The sequence below is a fragment of the uncultured Polaribacter sp. genome, from assembly GCF_947503855.1.
Taxonomy (GTDB): Bacteria; Bacteroidota; Bacteroidia; order Flavobacteriales; family Flavobacteriaceae; genus Polaribacter.
Genome location: NZ_CANNFF010000008.1, coordinates 134,657 through 152,823 on the forward strand (window position 1 = coordinate 134,657; position 18,167 = coordinate 152,823).

The 18,167-nt window shown below is 29.8% G+C and carries 19 protein-coding genes; 8 read left to right on the forward strand and 11 right to left on the reverse strand.

The genetic code is table 11. The features are described 5' to 3' along the window. Window positions 1-15: 15 nt before the first annotated feature. The 10 genes from Q0662_RS08665 to Q0662_RS08710 all read right to left on the reverse strand — a co-directional run bounded on the left by Q0662_RS08665 (window position 16) and on the right by Q0662_RS08710 (window position 10,971). Window positions 16-2,241: an NADP-dependent isocitrate dehydrogenase gene (locus Q0662_RS08665; protein ID WP_298948846.1), complete on the reverse strand. Its 2,226-nt coding sequence runs from the start codon at window positions 2,239-2,241 to the stop codon at window positions 16-18. Between the two features lie 636 nt (window positions 2,242-2,877). Further along, window positions 2,878-3,228, reverse strand: coding sequence for a 50S ribosomal protein L19 (gene rplS, locus Q0662_RS08670; protein WP_298948848.1), 351 nt, complete (start codon window positions 3,226-3,228; stop codon window positions 2,878-2,880). Window positions 3,229-3,340: 112 nt separating this feature from the next. Continuing rightward, the gene (locus tag Q0662_RS08675; RefSeq protein WP_298948850.1) at window positions 3,341-4,819 is read right to left on the reverse strand and encodes a glycosyltransferase family 39 protein; all 1,479 of its coding nucleotides are present in this window, start codon (window positions 4,817-4,819) and stop codon (window positions 3,341-3,343) included. Beyond that, window positions 4,812-5,489 carry a tRNA (guanosine(37)-N1)-methyltransferase TrmD gene (trmD, locus tag Q0662_RS08680; RefSeq protein WP_298948852.1) on the reverse strand — a complete coding sequence of 226 codons (678 nt, stop codon included), beginning with the start codon at window positions 5,487-5,489 and terminating at the stop codon, window positions 4,812-4,814. The genes Q0662_RS08675 and trmD overlap by 8 nt, the downstream gene beginning before the upstream one ends. A 68-nt stretch (window positions 5,490-5,557) precedes the next feature. After that, window positions 5,558-6,508 carry a succinylglutamate desuccinylase/aspartoacylase family protein gene (locus Q0662_RS08685; RefSeq protein ID WP_298948854.1) on the reverse strand — a complete coding sequence of 317 codons (951 nt, stop codon included), beginning with the start codon at window positions 6,506-6,508 and terminating at the stop codon, window positions 5,558-5,560. Continuing rightward, the gene (gene rimK, locus Q0662_RS08690; RefSeq protein ID WP_298948856.1) at window positions 6,498-7,373 is read right to left on the reverse strand and encodes a 30S ribosomal protein S6--L-glutamate ligase; all 876 of its coding nucleotides are present in this window, start codon (window positions 7,371-7,373) and stop codon (window positions 6,498-6,500) included. The genes Q0662_RS08685 and rimK overlap by 11 nt, the downstream gene beginning before the upstream one ends. Continuing rightward, the gene (locus Q0662_RS08695; RefSeq protein WP_298948858.1) at window positions 7,370-7,810 is read right to left on the reverse strand and encodes a RimK/LysX family protein; all 441 of its coding nucleotides are present in this window, start codon (window positions 7,808-7,810) and stop codon (window positions 7,370-7,372) included. Before Q0662_RS08695 ends, rimK begins: the two co-directional genes overlap by 4 nt. 59 nt (window positions 7,811-7,869) lie before the next feature. Beyond that, window positions 7,870-9,426 (reverse strand): NAD(P)/FAD-dependent oxidoreductase, encoded by a 1,557-nt coding sequence (locus tag Q0662_RS08700; RefSeq protein WP_298948860.1) that lies wholly within the window; start codon window positions 9,424-9,426, stop codon window positions 7,870-7,872. Between the two features lie 151 nt (window positions 9,427-9,577). Continuing rightward, on the reverse strand, window positions 9,578-10,483 hold the full coding sequence (gene prmC, locus Q0662_RS08705) for a peptide chain release factor N(5)-glutamine methyltransferase (RefSeq protein ID WP_298948862.1): 906 nt from the start codon (window positions 10,481-10,483) through the stop codon (window positions 9,578-9,580). Then, window positions 10,480-10,971 carry a GNAT family N-acetyltransferase gene (locus Q0662_RS08710; protein ID WP_298948864.1) on the reverse strand — a complete coding sequence of 164 codons (492 nt, stop codon included), beginning with the start codon at window positions 10,969-10,971 and terminating at the stop codon, window positions 10,480-10,482. Before Q0662_RS08710 ends, prmC begins: the two co-directional genes overlap by 4 nt. Before the next feature lie 51 nt (window positions 10,972-11,022). Between Q0662_RS08710 and Q0662_RS08715 the strand changes: the two genes are divergently transcribed. From Q0662_RS08715 to Q0662_RS08735, 5 genes are read left to right on the forward strand one after another with little or no spacing between them, the layout of a single operon-like run. After that, window positions 11,023-11,481 (forward strand): LEA type 2 family protein, encoded by a 459-nt coding sequence (locus Q0662_RS08715; RefSeq protein ID WP_298948866.1) that lies wholly within the window; start codon window positions 11,023-11,025, stop codon window positions 11,479-11,481. Between the two features lie 10 nt (window positions 11,482-11,491). Further along, window positions 11,492-12,532: a bifunctional diaminohydroxyphosphoribosylaminopyrimidine deaminase/5-amino-6-(5-phosphoribosylamino)uracil reductase RibD gene (ribD, locus tag Q0662_RS08720; protein ID WP_298948887.1), complete on the forward strand. Its 1,041-nt coding sequence runs from the start codon at window positions 11,492-11,494 to the stop codon at window positions 12,530-12,532. Further along, window positions 12,525-13,136, forward strand: coding sequence for an HAD-IA family hydrolase (locus tag Q0662_RS08725; protein WP_298948868.1), 612 nt, complete (start codon window positions 12,525-12,527; stop codon window positions 13,134-13,136). Before ribD ends, Q0662_RS08725 begins: the two co-directional genes overlap by 8 nt. Beyond that, on the forward strand, window positions 13,133-13,993 hold the full coding sequence (locus tag Q0662_RS08730) for a GRP family sugar transporter (protein ID WP_298948869.1): 861 nt from the start codon (window positions 13,133-13,135) through the stop codon (window positions 13,991-13,993). The genes Q0662_RS08725 and Q0662_RS08730 overlap by 4 nt, the downstream gene beginning before the upstream one ends. After that, complete coding sequence (locus Q0662_RS08735) at window positions 13,993-14,598, forward strand: YigZ family protein (RefSeq protein WP_298948870.1); 606 nt, start codon at window positions 13,993-13,995, stop codon at window positions 14,596-14,598. The genes Q0662_RS08730 and Q0662_RS08735 overlap by 1 nt, the downstream gene beginning before the upstream one ends. Window positions 14,599-14,722: 124 nt before the next feature. Here Q0662_RS08735 and Q0662_RS08740 read toward each other — a convergent pair whose 3' ends face one another. After that, complete coding sequence (locus tag Q0662_RS08740) at window positions 14,723-15,121, reverse strand: thioesterase family protein (protein WP_298948871.1); 399 nt, start codon at window positions 15,119-15,121, stop codon at window positions 14,723-14,725. A 175-nt stretch (window positions 15,122-15,296) separates the two neighbouring features. On the opposite strand from Q0662_RS08740, the gene dnaA reads away from it, so the two are divergent. The 3 genes from dnaA to Q0662_RS08755 all read left to right on the forward strand — a co-directional run bounded on the left by dnaA (window position 15,297) and on the right by Q0662_RS08755 (window position 18,052). Beyond that, window positions 15,297-16,724, forward strand: coding sequence for a chromosomal replication initiator protein DnaA (dnaA, locus tag Q0662_RS08745; RefSeq protein ID WP_298948872.1), 1,428 nt, complete (start codon window positions 15,297-15,299; stop codon window positions 16,722-16,724). 90 nt (window positions 16,725-16,814) lie between these two features. Beyond that, the gene (locus tag Q0662_RS08750) at window positions 16,815-17,261 is read left to right on the forward strand and encodes a low molecular weight protein-tyrosine-phosphatase (protein WP_298948873.1); all 447 of its coding nucleotides are present in this window, start codon (window positions 16,815-16,817) and stop codon (window positions 17,259-17,261) included. 86 nt (window positions 17,262-17,347) lie between these two features. After that, on the forward strand, window positions 17,348-18,052 hold the full coding sequence (locus Q0662_RS08755; RefSeq protein ID WP_298948874.1) for an SAM-dependent methyltransferase: 705 nt from the start codon (window positions 17,348-17,350) through the stop codon (window positions 18,050-18,052). Window positions 18,053-18,167: the final 115 nt, after the last annotated feature.

The window sequence follows — 18,167 nt, forward strand, 5'->3', positions numbered from 1 at the left end:
TTTATAATTTTACAATTATAGATTACTTAGTGTATTGTTAAAGCTAGCGTTAGGTCTCATAGCATTATTTGCAAGGGTTTCATTTGGCATGTAATACCCCTCAATATCTACAGGATTCCCTTGAATTTCATTTAACTGAGCTATAATTGTAGCTTCGTTTTCTTTTAATTGTTTAGACAATTCAGTAAACTCTTCTTTTAATGCTGTGTTTTTAGTCTGATTTGCCAAGGCTTCTGCCCAGAAAAGAGCTAAATAAAAATGACTTCCTCTATTGTCTAACTCGCCCGCTTTTCTAGATGGAGATTTTTTATTGTCTAAAAATTTATCAGTAGCATCATCTAAAGTCTCTGCTAAAACCAACGCTTTTTCATTATTGTTTGAAGTTCCTAAGTGTTCTAAAGAAACTGCTAATGCTAAAAATTCACCTAAAGAATCCCATCGTAAATGGTTTTCTTCCATAAACTGCTCTACGTGTTTTGGAGCAGAACCACCAGCACCTGTTTCAAACAATCCGCCACCATTCATTAATGGCACAATAGATAGCATTTTTGCAGAAGTACCCAATTCTAAAATAGGAAATAAATCTGTTAAATAATCACGCAATACATTTCCAGAAACAGAAATCGTATCCTCTCCTTTCTTAATTCTCTCTAAAGTAAAATGTGTTGCTTCTATTGGCGATAAAATTCTAATATCTAAACCACTAGTGTCGTGGTTTGGTAAATATTTATTTACTTTTTTAATAATTTCTGCATCATGAGCTCTGTTTTTATCTAACCAAAAAACAGCAGGTGTTTTAGAAGCTCTTGCTCTTGTTACTGCTAATTTTATCCAGTCTTGAATTGGAGCGTCTTTTGCTTGACACATTCTCCAAATATCACCAGCCTCAACTGTATGTTCTAATAATGTGTTACCATCTGCATCTACAACAATTACTTTTCCATTTGCTTCAATTTCAAAAGTTTTGTCATGAGAACCATATTCTTCAGCTTTTTGAGCCATTAGACCAACATTTGGCACAGTACCCATAGTTGTAGGATCAAAAGCGCCATGTTTTTTACAAAAATCGATGGTCGCTGTATAGATGCCAGCATAAGAACTGTCTGGAATAATGGCTTTGGTGTCTTGTAATTTCCCTTCTTTGTTCCACATTTGGCCAGAAGTTCTAATCATGGCAGGCATAGAAGCATCTATAATTACATCAGATGGTACATGTAAGTTGGTAATTCCTTTGTCTGAATTTACCATGGCTACAGCAGGTCTCTTTTTATAAATATCTGCAATATCTGATAGTATTTCTGCTCTTTTTCCTTCTGATAATTCTTCTAAATTTCTTAATAAATTACCAAAACCGTTATTTACATCTACACCAATTTTATCAAATGTTTGTTGATGTTTATCAAATAACTCTTTAAAGAAAACACGCACTGCATGCCCAAAAATAATTGGGTCAGAAACTTTCATCATGGTTGCTTTCATGTGTAATGATAACAAAACACCTTGTTCTTTAGCGTCATTGATTTCTGTTTCTAAGAAGTTTAATAGTGTCTTTCTGCTCATTACAGTAGCATCTATTATTTCTCCTTCTAATAGGTTTACACTTTCTTTTAAAACAGTTTTTGCACCATTTTCTGCAATGTGTTGTATGCTTATAGAGGTTGCATTATCTAGTGTTACAGATTTTTCATTATTTGCAAAATCTCCTTCAGACATTGTTGCTACATGAGTTTTAGAATCTGCAGACCATGCACCCATAGAGTGTGGATTTTTACGAGCGTAATTTTTAATTGCTTTTGGTGCTCTTCTGTCAGAGTTACCTTCTCTTAAAACTGGGTTTACTGCAGAACCTTTTACTTTATTAAAAATGGCTAACACTGCTTTTTCTTCAGCAGTTTTTGCTTCTTCTGGGTAATCTGGAATTGCAAAACCTAAAGCTTGTAATTCTTTAACAGCTGCACTTATTTGTGGTACAGATGCACTAATATTTGGTAACTTTATAATATTAGCTTCTAGGTTTTTGGCCAATTCACCTAATTGAGCAAGTGCATCTTCTACTTTTTGATCTTCGTTTAAATACTCAGAAAAATTCGCTAAAATTCTACCTGCTAAAGAAATATCTTTCACTTCTATTTCTATATTAGAAGATTTTGTAAATGCTTTTACAATGGGTAGAAAAGAACGTGTAGCCAAAGCTGGAGCTTCGTCTGTTTTTGTATATACTATTTTAGCTATTTTACTCATGAAACTATGTTTTTGTAGTTGTACTTATAGAAAATCTTTCAATAAAAAATATGTTTTTTTTGAAAGCGAGCAAATTTAAGAAATTAAGTTGAAATTTTAATTGGTAATATGTTATTAATTAGTATGTTTTATTAAAGTATTTGTAATTTTTGAAATCGATTTCGTGAAAGTTAAAAAATAAAAGCCATATTAAACAATTTCTTGCTATAATATGGCTTTTTTTGAAATAAATTAAAATCATTTAATTTTTCTTCTTTAAGAAAAAAATAAGCTAATTTATTTCAAATTTTAAAACACTTTATTTTAAAAAGCATTCTACTTTTTTAAAACTTTATTTGTGTTTATGTTATTTATCTAAATGTAAAAAGAAAACTTTTTTAAGGCTATACATCTCTTTAAACTTAGACAAACAATATTTTAAAGAACATTCTTTAAATATTTACATACCGTTTTTAGTTTATAAAACTAACAAGGCTTAATAAATACTTACATAAATATATTTTTTTATTTGTATTCCGTATAATTTTTAACCAATTAATAATCAACATATTACTAACAAGGATTGTTAACTTTTGTTCATAAAAAAAAGCGTTGTAAATTTTACAACGCTTTTTTGTTTCTATATCAAATGAAGTATTATCTTCTTTTTTCGGTAATTCTAGCTTTTTTACCAGTAAGACCTCTAAAGTAAAAGATACGAGCTCTACGTACTTTACCTCTTTTGTTAACTTCAATTTTTTGGATAGAAGGTAAGTTTACAGGAAAGATTCTTTCTACACCTACAGTACCAGACATTTTTCTGATAGTAAATGTTTCTGAAGCTCCATTTCCTCTTCTTTGAATAACAACACCTCTAAAAAACTGAGTACGTGTTTTGTTTCCTTCTTTAATTTCGTAATAAACAGTGATTGTATCACCAGCAGCAAATTCTGCAAATTCTTTTTTTGTTACAAACTCGTCTTGAACAAATTTTACTAAAGATTCCATATCTTTTAATTTTATTGATTTTGTAAAGCAACATTCACGATTTCTTCGTCAGAGGTTAATTTAGCGGTTGCAAAAGTAATAATTATTTTTTGGTTGATACAAATTATTTTAATTATTTTTTGGGTTGATAGTCAGTGCCATAGAAAACCCAAAATTTACGAACCTCTTTGTTATTAATTTTAATAATAATAGGGGCTAATTCTGTTACGTTTTTAAAATAGGTTTTTAATAATGGATTTACTTCTCCTAATTTATCTTTGTTTTTAAACCTTTTATCAGAATCTATAAATAGTGCGTTTTTTCCTTTTAATTTAGATAAGTTATCACCTAAATAATCGAAATGTAATGCTGGTAAACCAATAATGTTTTGTGCAAAAACTTTATCATCAATAAAAAAGTTTAAACAGGCAGATGTTTTGTAATTATCGTTAGAAAAAATAAATGTATTTGGATACTTTTGCTGTAAGATTTTTGTTTCTTCAGCCAATTCTTTCCACCCAACCCAAGTATCATCACTTTTAATAGGAACTAAATAAAACAAAATTTGTAAGGCAAAAAGTACATGAAAAACAATTGAAAATATTAACTGAATTTTTAATTGCTTTTTAGTGATAAACATGGCTGCAATGATGATTCCTGTAATATATGAAGGCATCATCCAATTTAATTTTACCCAATAAATAGGAGTAAGGCTAAAGAAACCTACAAAGGTTGGCACAAAAAAGGCAAATAGAAATAATGTTTTAGACTGTGGAAGTTTAAATTTTGCTAATGCTCTTTTGATGTATTTAAAGGTAAAAGTGATAAATAGTAAAAATAAAACGGGTAACAATAAAAATAGTTGATGCCCAATAGCACCAAAAAAGTAATTGGGTGATATTTTAAATTCTGAGATAGAACTGGTTCTTTCTGAGGATTGAAAAGCAAAAGAGGCAAACTCATTTTGATAGTTCCAATACCAAACAGGAAAAGTAACTCCTACAGAAATTATGATTGAAAACCACAACCAAGGAGAAAGTAATAATTTTCTGTATTGGTTAGAAAATACAAGGAAACCCAATAAACCAATTTGTAATAAAAGCGCTGTGTATTTACTGTTAAATGCGAACCCCATGGCTAAACCCGCAAAAATCCAATACCACTTTTGTTGTTCAAAAATAGCTTTGTATAAACAGATTAAACTTAATGTCCAGAATAAAAGTAAAGGTACATCTGGGGTAGAGTTGAACGATAAAATAGAAACACAAATAGTAGAAGCTATTAAAATAAGAGCTCTTTGTAATTTTTGTTTTGATAAAAAATATGAAGCTAGTTTGTAAAAACTTAAAATGGTTAATGAGGTTATTACAAAATCTGTCAATTTTACCACAAAAATCGATTGCCCAAATATCTCTGAGAATATACGCAGCAAATAGCCAATCATTCCTGGATGATCAAAATACGATAAAGATAAATTTTGCCCATACAAATAATAGTAAGCATCTTGTGGCATTAAGCCCATAAATGGGAGTAATATCAACCTAAAAAGTTGAAAACCTAAAACCCAAGAAATGGCTTTGTTGTTTTTTATGAATGAAACGAATTTACTCATCTAATAAATCTGGTCTTATTTGTTTCGTTCTTTCATAGGCTTTTTCTGATCGCCAATCATCAATTTTTGGAAAATTACCAGATAATAATATTTCTGGCACTTTAGTACCTTCAAAATTTGCAGGTCTTGTATAAACGGGAGGAGATAATAAATTGTCTTGAAAAGAGTCTGTTAGGGCAGATTGTTCATCGCCAATAACACCGGGAATTAAACGTACAACAGCGTCTACTAAAACAGCTGCTGCTAATTCGCCACCTGTTAAAACATAATCTCCAATAGAAATTTCTTTTGTAATGTAAAGGTCTCTAATGCGTTGGTCTACACCTTTGTAATGTCCAGTTAGAATTAAAATATTTTCTTTTAAAGAAAGGGTGTTTGCAGTAGTTTGATTCAGTGTTTTTGCATCTGGAGTCATATAAATAATTTCATCATAAACTCTTTCTGCTTGTAATTTTTTGATGCAATTAGATATGGGCTCTATCATTAAAACCATCCCTGCACCACCACCAAATTGTGTGTCGTCTATTTGTTTGTAGTTACCCAAACCATATTCGCGTAAATCGTGAATTACAATTTCTGCCAAACCTTTTTCTTTGGCGCGTTTTATAATGGAATGGTTAAAAGGGCTTTCTAATAAAGCTGGTGCTACTGAAATAATATCTATTCGCATTTTGCAAATGTAGTATTTTTAAAGAATTGCTACTTGCTAAATTATTTTTACTTTTTCAAATTTTTTTTCTAATCTTCTATACTTACATGAAACAAAGCTTCACCTTTATTTACAATAGGAGTTTTATTGGTGCAAAAAATATACCCATTATGTGGCGCTCTAATTCTTTTTTTAAATTCACCAAAAGGATCTTGTATAATGCCCAAAACTTCGTGTTTTTTTACAAAACTTCCATTTTTTGCTACTATTTTAAACATTCCAGAATGAGAAGAGCGCAACCATTTTGCTTTAGAAACAATAATAGGCTTTTCTCTTACAGTGATTTCTCCATCAATTAAACCTAAATGTATCAGTACATTTTTAGTACCATTTACACCTTCGTTAATAACAGTTGGGTTTAGTTCTTTTGATTTTCCACCTTCAAAAAGTAAAATAGTTTTACCCATTTTATTGCAAGTATATCGTAAAGATTTTGCAATATTATTAGAATACACAATAGTGGGTGGGTTAAATATTTTGGCTAATTCTAAAGCTTTTTTATCTGTTTCTACACAACGTATTTGCGAGATGTTATCTCTTTCTCCACCACCTGTATGAAAATCGATAATATAATCTACAAAGGGAGCAATTTTTTGGGTAAATTGATAGGCAAATTGGCTGGCCAAAGAACCAGTTGCAGAGCCAGGAAACATTCTGTTTAAATCTCTACCATCAGGAAATTCTCTTGTTTGAATTAAATAACCGAAAATATTAAAAACAGGAATGCAAATAATGGTTCCGTTTTTAGGTTTGTTAATATCTTGACTAATTATTTCTCTAATAATACCCACACCATTGGTTTCATCTCCATGAATACCTGCAAGCAAAAGTACTACAGGCCCAGGATTAGATGAACGCTCTATAATTACAGGAACATTTACTGTGGTTCTTGTATGTAATTTGGCAACTTTTAAGTCTAAAACTGTACGTTCTCCTTCAGGAATTTCTTTTCCTAATAAAAAGAATGGTTTATTCGACATGAATTTCTAAGTATCTTATAATTTCTTTAGCTATGTTTTTCTTTGTAGCAATTTCTATTCCTTCTAAACCTGGTGATGAATTTACTTCTAAAACCAAAGGGCCTTTAGAAGATTGTAACATATCTACACCAGCAATACCCAAACCTAATGCTTTGGTTGCTTTTAATGCTGTTTTTTCTTCTTCGTCTGTTAACTCTATAACAGTTGCATTTCCTCCTCTGTGCAAGTTAGATCTAAATTCGCCTTCTTTACCTTGTCGCTTGATAGCACCCACAACTTTACCATCAATGACAAAAGCTCTAATATCTGCACCACCAGCCTCTTTTATAAATTCTTGTGCAATTACTCTGGCGCCTAAACCATTAAAAGCTTCTAAAACAGAAGTAGCTGCATTTTTAGTTTCTGCTAAGACAACGCCCAACCCTTGTGTACCCTCTAATAATTTTAAAACTAAAGGTGCACCACCAACAGATTTTACAACATGCTCTACATCTTTTGTATAATTGGTAAAAACGGTTTTTGGCAGACCTACTCCTGCTCTTGCTAAAATTTGTAAACTACTTAATTTGTCTCTAGATCTAGTTAGCGCCATAGAAGAAACAGAGGTAAACACTTTCATCATTTCAAACTGACGTATAACAGCTGTACCATAGAAAGTAACAGAGGCGCCAATTCTTGGAATAATGGCGTCTATGCCAGTTAAATATTCTCCTTTATAATATATTTTTGGAGATTTTTTTTCTATTTCGATATTGCATTTTAAATGATCTACCACCATTACTTCATGTCCACGTTTTTCTGCAGCCTCAACTAATCTTTTTGTGGAATAAAGTTTAGGATTTCTAGATAAAATTACAATTCTCATTTATTTTTATATTTTAATTTGTGCGATAAATTTTTCTTTGCAGTGTCAATCACAAATTTTTTATTCAAAAATTTACGTCCTAGTAATATAGGGAATTTCATGTCTTTACGCTCACTAAGTGTTAAATAGATGGGAAAAGTTTGATTAAAAATTGTGATTTTTGTGTGAATTCTAAATCTTGTTTCTTTTATACCATTAGAACTTTTTACAATTTTAGACGTATAATCATCAGATGTAAACTCTTTGTTATTGTATAAAGGATGCTCTTTATCTAACAACGTAAACTTTATGATAGTTTTATTGTTTTTTATAATTTCTTTGATATTAGCACAATGAATAGAAGAGGTGTAAGCGCCAGAATCTACTTTAATATCTATGTCTTCTAAATAAAATTCTGGAAAATCTGCTTTGTCTTCTCTACCAATAGTTAATTTCATTCTTGCAATTTAATGTTTGTAAATTTATAAAGACTTGTTTAAACCACCTTGTTAATTATTTATAAATTTTCAATAGCTGCTTCTGCACAACGTTCTCCATCCATGGCAGCAGAAACAATACCACCTGCATAGCCACCACCTTCTCCACAAGGATATAATCCTTTAATTTCTACATGCTCTAAATTTTCTTTTCTAGGGATGTTTACCGGAGATGAAGTTCTGGATTCTACACCCACAATATTAGCTTCGTTGGTAAAATAACCATGCATTTTTTTTCCAAATTCAGAAAAGCCTTTACGTAATCTACTACCAATAATTCTTGGTAAAAGAGAGTGTAGTGGAGCCGATTTTAATCCTGGTTGATAAGAGCAATCGTTTAAATTTGTAGATAATTTACCATCTACAAAATCTACTAATCTTTGTGCTGGTGCAGTTTGTGTTCTACCACCTGCAAAAAAAGCAATTTTTTCTAAATCTTTTTGAAACTCTAAACCTTTTAAAGCGCCAAATTTCTCATACTTTTTAAAATCTCTATCAATATCTAACTCTACAACAATACCAGAGTTTGCAAATTTATTATTTCTTCTAGATGGAGACATTCCATTTACCACAACTTCGCCTTCTGCAGTTGCTGCAGGTACAATAAAACCACCAGGACACATACAAAAAGAGTACACACCTCTATTATTTACTTGTTGCACCAAACTATAGGCTGCTGCTGGTAACAATTCGTCTCTTTCTCCAGAACAATGGTATTGAATTTGGTCTATAATTTCTTGTGGATGTTCTACGCGAACGCCCATTGCAAAAGACTTTGCTTTAATTTTTATTTCTTTTTTATACAATAATTCGTAAATATCTCTTGCAGAATGACCTGTGGCTAAAATTACCGAATTTACAGTCATTTCTGAGCCATTTTCTAGCTGAATGGCTTTTAACGCATTATTTTTTATTATAAAATCTACGACTTTGGTTTCAAAATGAATTTCGCCACCAAATTGTAAAATGGTTTCTCTAATGTTCTCAATAATTTTAGGCAATTTATTGGTGCCAATATGAGGATGTGCGTCTACTAAAATTTGTTCAGTTGCTCCATGAAAAACTAAGTTTTCAAAAATCCTTCTTACATCACCGCGTTTTAAACTTCGGGTGTATAATTTTCCATCAGAATACGTTCCTGCACCACCTTCGCCAAAACAATAGTTAGAATTTTCGTTTACAACATGATCTTGATTGATTGCTTTTAAATCTCTACGTCTGTCTCGTACATTTTTACCACGTTCTAAAACAATGGGTTTGTAACCTAATTCTATACAGCGTAAAGCAGCATACATACCTGCAGGACCAAAACCAATAATATGAATTTCTTTAGCGTTAGAAACATCTTTATACTCAAAAATATAATCAGATTTTTCAGGAACAGCTTCGTTTATATACACGGCTACTTTATAATTAAAAATGATGTCTTTTTTACGAGCATCTATAGATTTACGTAAAATTTTTATAGCCGTAATTTCTGTTTTATCAACTTTTAATTGCTTAGAGGCTTTGTATAAAAGAATGTTTTCTTTACGCTCTTCTATTAAATTTACACGAAGTTGAATTTCTTTAACCATGCCACAAAAGTAGGTAATTTAAAGAAGATTATTTGAGAGAATTTTTGTCATTTTTTGGGGAGATTTTTTTAAAATAAGAGGAATGTGATATCGTTTTAAAGACTTAAATTTGGTATTAACTTAGTTATAGGTTTTTAAATTTAGATACAAACTAAATCAACCTTGCTTGTATCATTCTATAATTACCAAACAAATCTTTTTTTAGCTCGATATTTGTAAACTCTTTTTCTTTGAGCATTGTAACAGTTTCGTTGCTTAAATATTGATTGATTTCAAAAAATAACAGCCCGTTTTTAGTAAGATGACTTTTTGCTAAATCAGCTATTTTTTTATAAAAAATAAGTGGATTTTCATTATCTACAAACAAAGCCAAATGAGGTTCGTTGTTTAAAACATTATTTTTTATTTCTACTTTTTCTAATTCTCTAACATAAGGTGGGTTAGAAACAATAATGTCATATTTGTTATTAGAATGAGTTTTCGATTGTGCTAAAACAGATAATTTATTAAGATTTTCTGCTTGTAAAATATCTAACTCAAAAAAATCAATAGTAACGTTGTTTAGACTAGCATTTTGTTTTGCTATTTTTAAAGCATTTGAAGAAACATCAATAGCAGAAATAGTTATGTTTTTTAGGTTTTTTGCTAGTGAAATTGGGATACAACCAGTTCCTGTACCAATATCTAAGATAGAAAGTGATTCCTTTTGTATCTTGATTCTTAATTCTTGAATCTCTTTTAAAATCCACTCAACCAATTCTTCTGTTTCTGGTCTTGGTATTAACGTATTTTTATCTACCAAAAATGGTAAACCGTAAAATGCTGTTTTTCCTAAAATATATTGTATCGGTTCTTCTTTTTTTAATCTAGAAATGATGTTTTTTAAATTATTTAAAATTTCATTTTCTATTATAAAATCAGGTTTTAAAACCGTATCAATTCTTTGGAGGCCTAAAAGTTCCTCAATCAGGATAAAAAAAAATGAATCTATCTCTGTTTGTGGATAAATTTCTGAGAGTTTATCAGAAAAATAAAGTTTAAATTTTTTTAATGTCATATTTCTTTTAGCATCCACACATTACAAGAATAATGGCAGGTGTTTCCCAAAGGTTTTTCTAAATTAGTAAAGCCATTTTTATGGTATAATTTTACAGCGTCTTGCATATACGGTAAGGTTTCTAAATAACAACTTTCAAAACCAAATTCTTTTGCTTTTTCTAGGCATTTAGAAATCAATTTTGTACCCAAACCTTTGCCTCTTGCAATGGGTAAAAAATACATTTTTTGTAATTCACAAACATTGCCATCAAAATTATCTAACTGAGCAATTCCTGCACCACCAACCACATTTCCTTTATGTTCTAAAACATAATAAACTGCTTTTTCTTTTTCATAGGTTTCAAACATTTTATCTGTGGCTTCATCTTCATAAGCAGTGCCCACTTTTGGTGCGCCCATTTCTAAAATTACATTTCTAATAACTTTTGCTAGTGCTTTATTATCTTTGGTTTTTATTTCTCTTATGATAAAATCTTCATATATCATTTAATACCGTATTTTTGCAGGAGCAATTTACCTATTTTTTTAATTTTTAATATGAAAAATCCAGTATATTTTATTTTTTTATGTTTGTTTATTTTAGGATGTTCTGTAAAGAAAAAACCAGTATTTTTAAAGGTAGACGATTTAAAATTAATTTCTTTTAAAAGTGATACAATTCGGTTAAAAGCTGCTGCTTATTTTGAAAACCCAAATGATGTTGGTGGTAAAATTTCTACAGACGAAATTAAGGTGATTATCAATGGAGCAGAACTGGCGCAAGTATCTTCAGATGAGTTTAAAGTACCGGCAAGAAAAGCATTTGCAATACCTTTAAAAGTGGTTGTGCCTGCAAAAAAAGTGTTCGAAAATAATAAAAATGGCATTTTAGGCGGATTGTTAAACTCTGTACTAAATAAATCTATAAAAGTCCATTTTAAAGGAGATTTAAAGTATACGTTTTTTGGTTTCTCTAAAGTTTACCACATAGATCAAGAGCAAGAAATTAAATTTTAAGCCAACAGATATTACACACGAATTTTACATAAAACGCTGTTTGCAAATTGCAAAAAACGGTATTGGTTTTACACGACCAAACCCAGCTGTGGGTGCTGTAATTGTGCTAAATAACACAATTATTGGCGAAGGTTTTACCTCTAATTATGGTGGTAATCATGCAGAGGTAAATGCTGTAAATGCAGTAAAAGACAAATCAGTTTTAAAAAATGCTACTATTTATGTAACCTTAGAACCTTGTTCTCATTTTGGTAAAACACCACCTTGTGCAGATTTATTGGTAAAACATCAATTTAAAAAAGTAGTAATTGGTTGTGTAGACAGCAATAGTTTGGTGGCTGGAAAAGGAATTGAACGATTGCAAAACGCAGGCATTGAATTGGTTGTAGGTGTTTTAGAAGATGAATGTAGAGCGCATCACAGACGATTTTTTACAGTTCAAGAAAAAAAACGTCCTTACATTATTTTAAAATGGGCAGAAACTAAAAACGGATTTGTTGCTCCCATTAAAAAAGATAAACAACATCCTTTTTGGATTTCCAACACGTATTCTCAACAATTGGTGCATAAATTACGAGCAAAAGAACATGCAATTTTGGTAGGTACAAATACCGTTTTGGCAGATAATCCTAAACTGAATGTTAGAAGTTGGTCTGGACAAAACCCCATTAGAATTGTGATAGATAGTTCATTAAAATTAACTAAAAATTTACATGTTTTTGATGGAAAAGTAAGTACCATTGTAATTTTAGATTCAAAAAATATTCATAAAGAAACTAGAGAAAATGTTTTTTTTGAAAGTATAAACTTTGATGAAAATATAGCACAACAAATTTGCGAAGTTCTACACAAACACAAAATACAGTCTTTAATTATAGAAGGTGGAACCCGAACTTTACAAACTTTTATTGATGAAAACCTTTGGGACGAAGCGTTTGTTTTTGTGGGATGTTCTGTTTTTGAAAAAGGAGTAAAAGCACCTGTTTTAAAAGGAGAATTTATAGAAGAAAAAATACAAAATGATATTTTAAAAACGTATTTTAATGATTAAAAACATCATTTTCGATTTTGGAGATATTTTTATCAACTTAGATAAAAAACATTTTGCCAAAGAATTACAAAACTTAGGAATAAACCAGGATGATGCAACTATAATACGTGTTTTGAATGATTATGAAATGGGGCTAATTTCAACAAAAGAGTTCTTGTATTACTTTGAAGAAAAATTAGAAATCCCATCTGCAATTTTAAAAAAAGCTTGGAATTCTATCTTGAGAGATTTTCCTGAACATAGATTACAATTCATTCAGAAATTAGCTTCAGAAAAAAAATATAGGTTGTTTTTATTAAGCAATACAAATGATTTACACATTTCTTGGATTCAAGAACGTTGGGGAATGGATTTGTACAATCAATTTAAAAATTGTTTTGAAGCATTTTATTTAACACATGAAATTAATTTTAGAAAACCGAATTTAGATATTTATCAATTTGTTTTGAAAAAGCACAATTTAAAAGCTACAGAAACACTTTTTATAGATGATACCAAAGAAAATACAGAGGCTGCTAAATCTATAGGTTTGAAGGTTTGGAATTTAACGCCAGGTAAAGAAGATGTAACCCAATTATTTACCACAAAAAAACATTTATTTTGATTTTCCTTTTATTAAGCATCCTTTTTTCGACAGGATTATTTGTTATTTTTAAGTTTTTCGGTATTTATAAAATAGATGTTTTAAAAGCCATTGTTGTCAATTATATAGTGGCTTTTACAATGGGTTTTTTATTGGCAGAAAGACAAATACCTATTCACAAAATATATTTAGAACCTTGGTTTTTTGGCGCTTTGTTTTTAGGAGCAATGTTTGTGTCTGTTTTTTTTGTAATGGCAATGACCGCTCAAAAAAATGGTGTTTCTGTAACTTCTATCGCAGGAAAAATGTCTGTGGTTATTCCTGTTTTTTTTGGTATTATTCTTTACAAAGAATCTGTTAGTTTTTTAAAAATATCAGGAATTTTATTTGCTTTAGTGGCTGTGTATTTATCCTCTGTAAATGAAGAAAAAAACACAAAAAATGGAACCTTATTATTTCCCATTTTACTTTTTTTAGGTTCTGGTATTATAGATACTGTTTTAAAATTTGTGCAGACTAATTATGTTGATGATAGAGATGTTTCTATTTTTTCTGGTAGTTTGTTTGGTATTGCAGCCATTTTTGGGTTGATTATTTTGGGTATTAAAACTTTAAAGAAACCTGAGAAATTCGGTTATAAAAATATTTTAGCAGGTGTTGCTTTGGGTGTTCCTAATTATTTTTCTATCATTTTTTTAATAAAAGCATTACAAATTAAAAATTTTGAAAGCTCTACATTATTTACCATAAATAATGTTGCTATTGTAATTGTTTCCACTTTAGTGGGATTGTTGTTTTTTAAAGAAAAGTTTAGTAATAAAAATAAAATTGGAGTTGTTTTGGCTGTTCTAGGTATTATTTTAGTAACTATTGCATAATGAAAGAAGACACATATAAAACAATTAAAAAACCATCTGAAGAAACACTTTTTAAAGAAAAAGGGAGTAAGTTTTTTGGATACGCTTTTCCTGTTTTAGCAGAAGATGATGTGAAAGAGAAGTTAGAACTTTTAAAGAAAAAACATCATTCAGCACGACATTTTTGTTACGCATATCAAATAGGATTCGAAAAAACACAATACAGGGCCAATGATGATGGTGAACCTAATAATTCTGCGGGTTTGCCAATTTACGGGCAAATACAGTCTTTTGGGGTTACCAATATTTTAGTAGTTTCTGTTCGCTATTTTGGAGGAACCAAATTGGGTGTTGGTGGGTTGATTTCTGCTTATAAAACATCGGCTCAATTGGCTTTAGAAGCTTCAGAAATTTTAGTAAAAACGATAGATGTTAACTACCAGTTAAAATTTAATTACGATTTAATGAATGCGGTACAGCGAATTATCAAAGAAAAAAATCTAGAAATTGTTTCTCAGAAATTAGAAATGGATTGTGAATATGTAATTTCTGTTCGTAAAAATGATGCAAAAGCCATTTTTACCATTTTTGATAGTTTATATAAACTAACAATAAAAAAATGTTAATTGCGTTTAATTTTAATCTAAAAAAATAATTTTTTAAGAGTGTATATCACTTTTATTTAAATTACAATTGCCAGAAGTATTAAAAAATATATTTCAATTTGTGTAAATAATTCAACAGTATTATTTAATATTCTAATGCTTTTAATAAATAATCAGGACAGCGGGTTGGTTTCATGTTTTCAGAATTCATAAAAGCTAATACAGAGTTTCCTGTACAAATTAATTCATTATTCTGATTTTTAATCTCATAATCAAATTCAATTTTAACCATCGGTTTCTTTTTTAGAAAAGTATGTATGGTTAGCATATCATCATACAAAGCAGATTTTATAAAATTACATTTTAATGAAATTACAGGAAGCATTATTCCGCTGATTTCCATATCTTTGTAAGTAACCCCTAAAGAACGCAACCATTCTGTTCTACCCATTTCAAAAAACTGCGCGTAATTACCATGGTAAACAACGCCCATTTGGTCAGTTTCAGAATATCGAATTCTAGTTTTTGTTGATGATTTTTTCAAAATTAGTGAACTATTTAAGTTTTCCATTTTACGCAAAAAATAATTAATAATCAATAGCAATTTCATTTTTTTATGATGAAATTTATTCACACTTTTGTAGAACGTAAAAATCAAAGTTTTCAAAAGCTTTTTTTTATCTAATTTTATTAACGTATAACCCCGCCCTAAATAACAAATGACAACTACTGCTGATTCAGTTTGGAATGAATGTTTGTCTTTTATAAAAGACAACATAAAACCACAAGCATACAAAACTTGGTTTGAACCAATCAAGCCTGTAAAACTTTCAGGAGAAGCATTAACAATACAAGTGCCTAGTAAATTTTTTTACGAATGGTTAGAAGAGCATTATATTAAATTATTAAGAGTTGCGTTGGTAAGACAATTAGGGAATGATGCCAAATTGATTTACGATGTTAAAATGGAAAACAATTACAGTAGCAATAGACCGCAAATTGTAAAAATTCCGAGTTCTAACAGAGATCCTTTAAAACCACAAAAGGTAACAGTACCATTAGAGTCTAATAAAAGAGAGTTAAGAAACCCATTTATTATACCGGGTTTACAAAAAGTAAAAATAGAATCTCAATTAAATCCAAATTATAATTTTAATAATTTTATAGAAGGAGACTCTAACAGGTTAGCACGTTCTGCAGGTATGGCAGTTGCAAATAAACCTGGTGGTACTTCATTCAATCCATTATTAATTTATGGAGGTGTTGGTTTAGGTAAAACACATTTGGCTCACGCAATAGGTGTAGATATAAAAGATAAATATCCAGACAAAACAGTTTTGTATATTTCTTCAGAAAAGTTTACACAACAATTTATAGATTCCGTAAAGTCAAATACCAGAAACGATTTTATTCACTTTTATCAAATGATAGATGTGTTAATTATTGACGATGTTCAATTTTTATCGGGTAAAGCAGGTACACAAGATGTTTTTTTCCATATTTTTAATCATTTACACCAAAACGGAAAACAGGTAATTTTAACTTCAGATAAGGCGCCTGTTGATATGCAAGATATTGAACAACGTTTATTATCTAGATTTAAATGGGGATTGTCTGCAGAACTACAAGCACCAGATTATGAAACAAGAATTTCTATATTACAAAATAAATTGTACAGAGATGGTGTAGAGATGCCAGAAGAAATTATAGAATATATTGCAAAAAATATAAAATCTAACGTTAGAGAATTAGAAGGTGTTATTATTTCGATGATTGCACAAGCTTCTTTTAACAGAAGAGAATTTTCTATAGAATTAGCAAAACAGATTGTAGATAAATTTGTAAAAAATACTAAGAAAGAAGTTTCTATAGATTACATACAAAAAGAGGTGTCTAAATATTTTGATATGGATGTAGCCACTTTACAATCTAAAACTAGAAAACGTCATATTGTACAAGCGAGACAATTAGCAATGTATTTTGCGAAAAGATTAACTAAAACTTCTTTGGCAAGTATTGGAAATCAAATTGGGCAAAGAGACCATGCAACTGTATTACATGCCTGCAAAACTGTAGATAATCTAACAGAAACAGACAAGCAGTTTAGAAAATACGTAGACGATTTAACCAAAAAGCTTACTTTTTAAAAGTTTTCATTGCATTTTTAGTCTGTTATTATAATCACTTAACTTTTTATAAGAGATAAAATCTTTATTATTTTTTACCAAAAATATTTTATGAAAAAAGTTTTAATGGTTTGTTTGGGTAATATTTGTAGATCTCCACTAGCAGAGGCTATTTTACAATCTAAAGTTGATTCAAAAGAAGTTTTGGTAGATTCTGCTGGTACAGCAGCCTATCATATTGGTAATTTACCAGATAAGCGCTCAATAGAAGTAGCAGCAAAATATGGTTTAAATATTAACAATCAACGAGCACGAAAATTTGTAGCAGCAGATTTTGATGAGTTTGATTTTATTTATGCTATGGATAAAAGCAACTACAACAACATCCTTTTATTGGCAAATAATGCAGATGATAAACAAAAAGTAAAGCTAATTTTAAATGAAATTTCTGAAGATAATCACTCTGTGCCAGATCCATATTATGGAGGAGATCAAGGTTTTGAAAATGTATATAATATGTTAGATAAAGCTTGTACAGTTATTGCCAATAAACTTTAAAAAATTAAATATTGTTTATTTTAGAAGGCGAATTCGTATGCTGGTAAGAACTAAATCAATTAAACTACTACTATAAATTAAAAAATATGTTTGGTAAACTTTATTTAATTCCTACAACTTTAGGAGATACAGAACCTTTAGAAGTGATGCCACTTTCTGTAAAAAAAGTAGTAGAGCAAATAGATTATTACATTGTAGAAAATGAAAAATCTGCAAGAAGATTTATCAAAAAAATTTCACCAAAAAAATCGCAACCTTCGTTACAATTAATGCTGTTAGATAAATATACAGAAGAAATTGAAACTAGAAAGTATTTAGACGTTTGTAAAGAAGGTATCAATGTAGGTTTACTATCAGAAGCTGGTGTGCCTGCAGTTGCAGATCCAGGTGCTAGTATTGTAAAATTAGCACACGAAAAAAATATAAAAGTTGTGCCTTTGGTAGGTCCAAGTTCTATTTTGATGGCAATGATGAGTTCTGGTATGAATGGACAAAATTTTGCTTTTAATGGTTATTTACCCATAGATAAAGCAGATAGAAAAAGAGCAATTAAAGAGCTAGAAAAGTTGTCTAAAGAAAAGGATCAATCTCAAATTTTTATAGAAACACCTTATAGAAACGAAAAAATGTTTGCCGACTTAAAAGTAACATTGACACCCAATACCAATTTATGTATTGCTGTAGATATTACTTTACCTACTGAGTTTATTAAAACAGATTCTATACAAAACTGGAAAAAACAAACTCCAGATTTACATAAAAAACCAGCTATTTTTATAATTCATAAATAACTTAGAAAGCATAAAACTTGTAACTCTATCAATTATAAAATACAATCTAAATATCATTAACTTAGGAATAAAGATATTTTTAGATCAATTGTGGTTTTAAAAAATCCAGTATTTG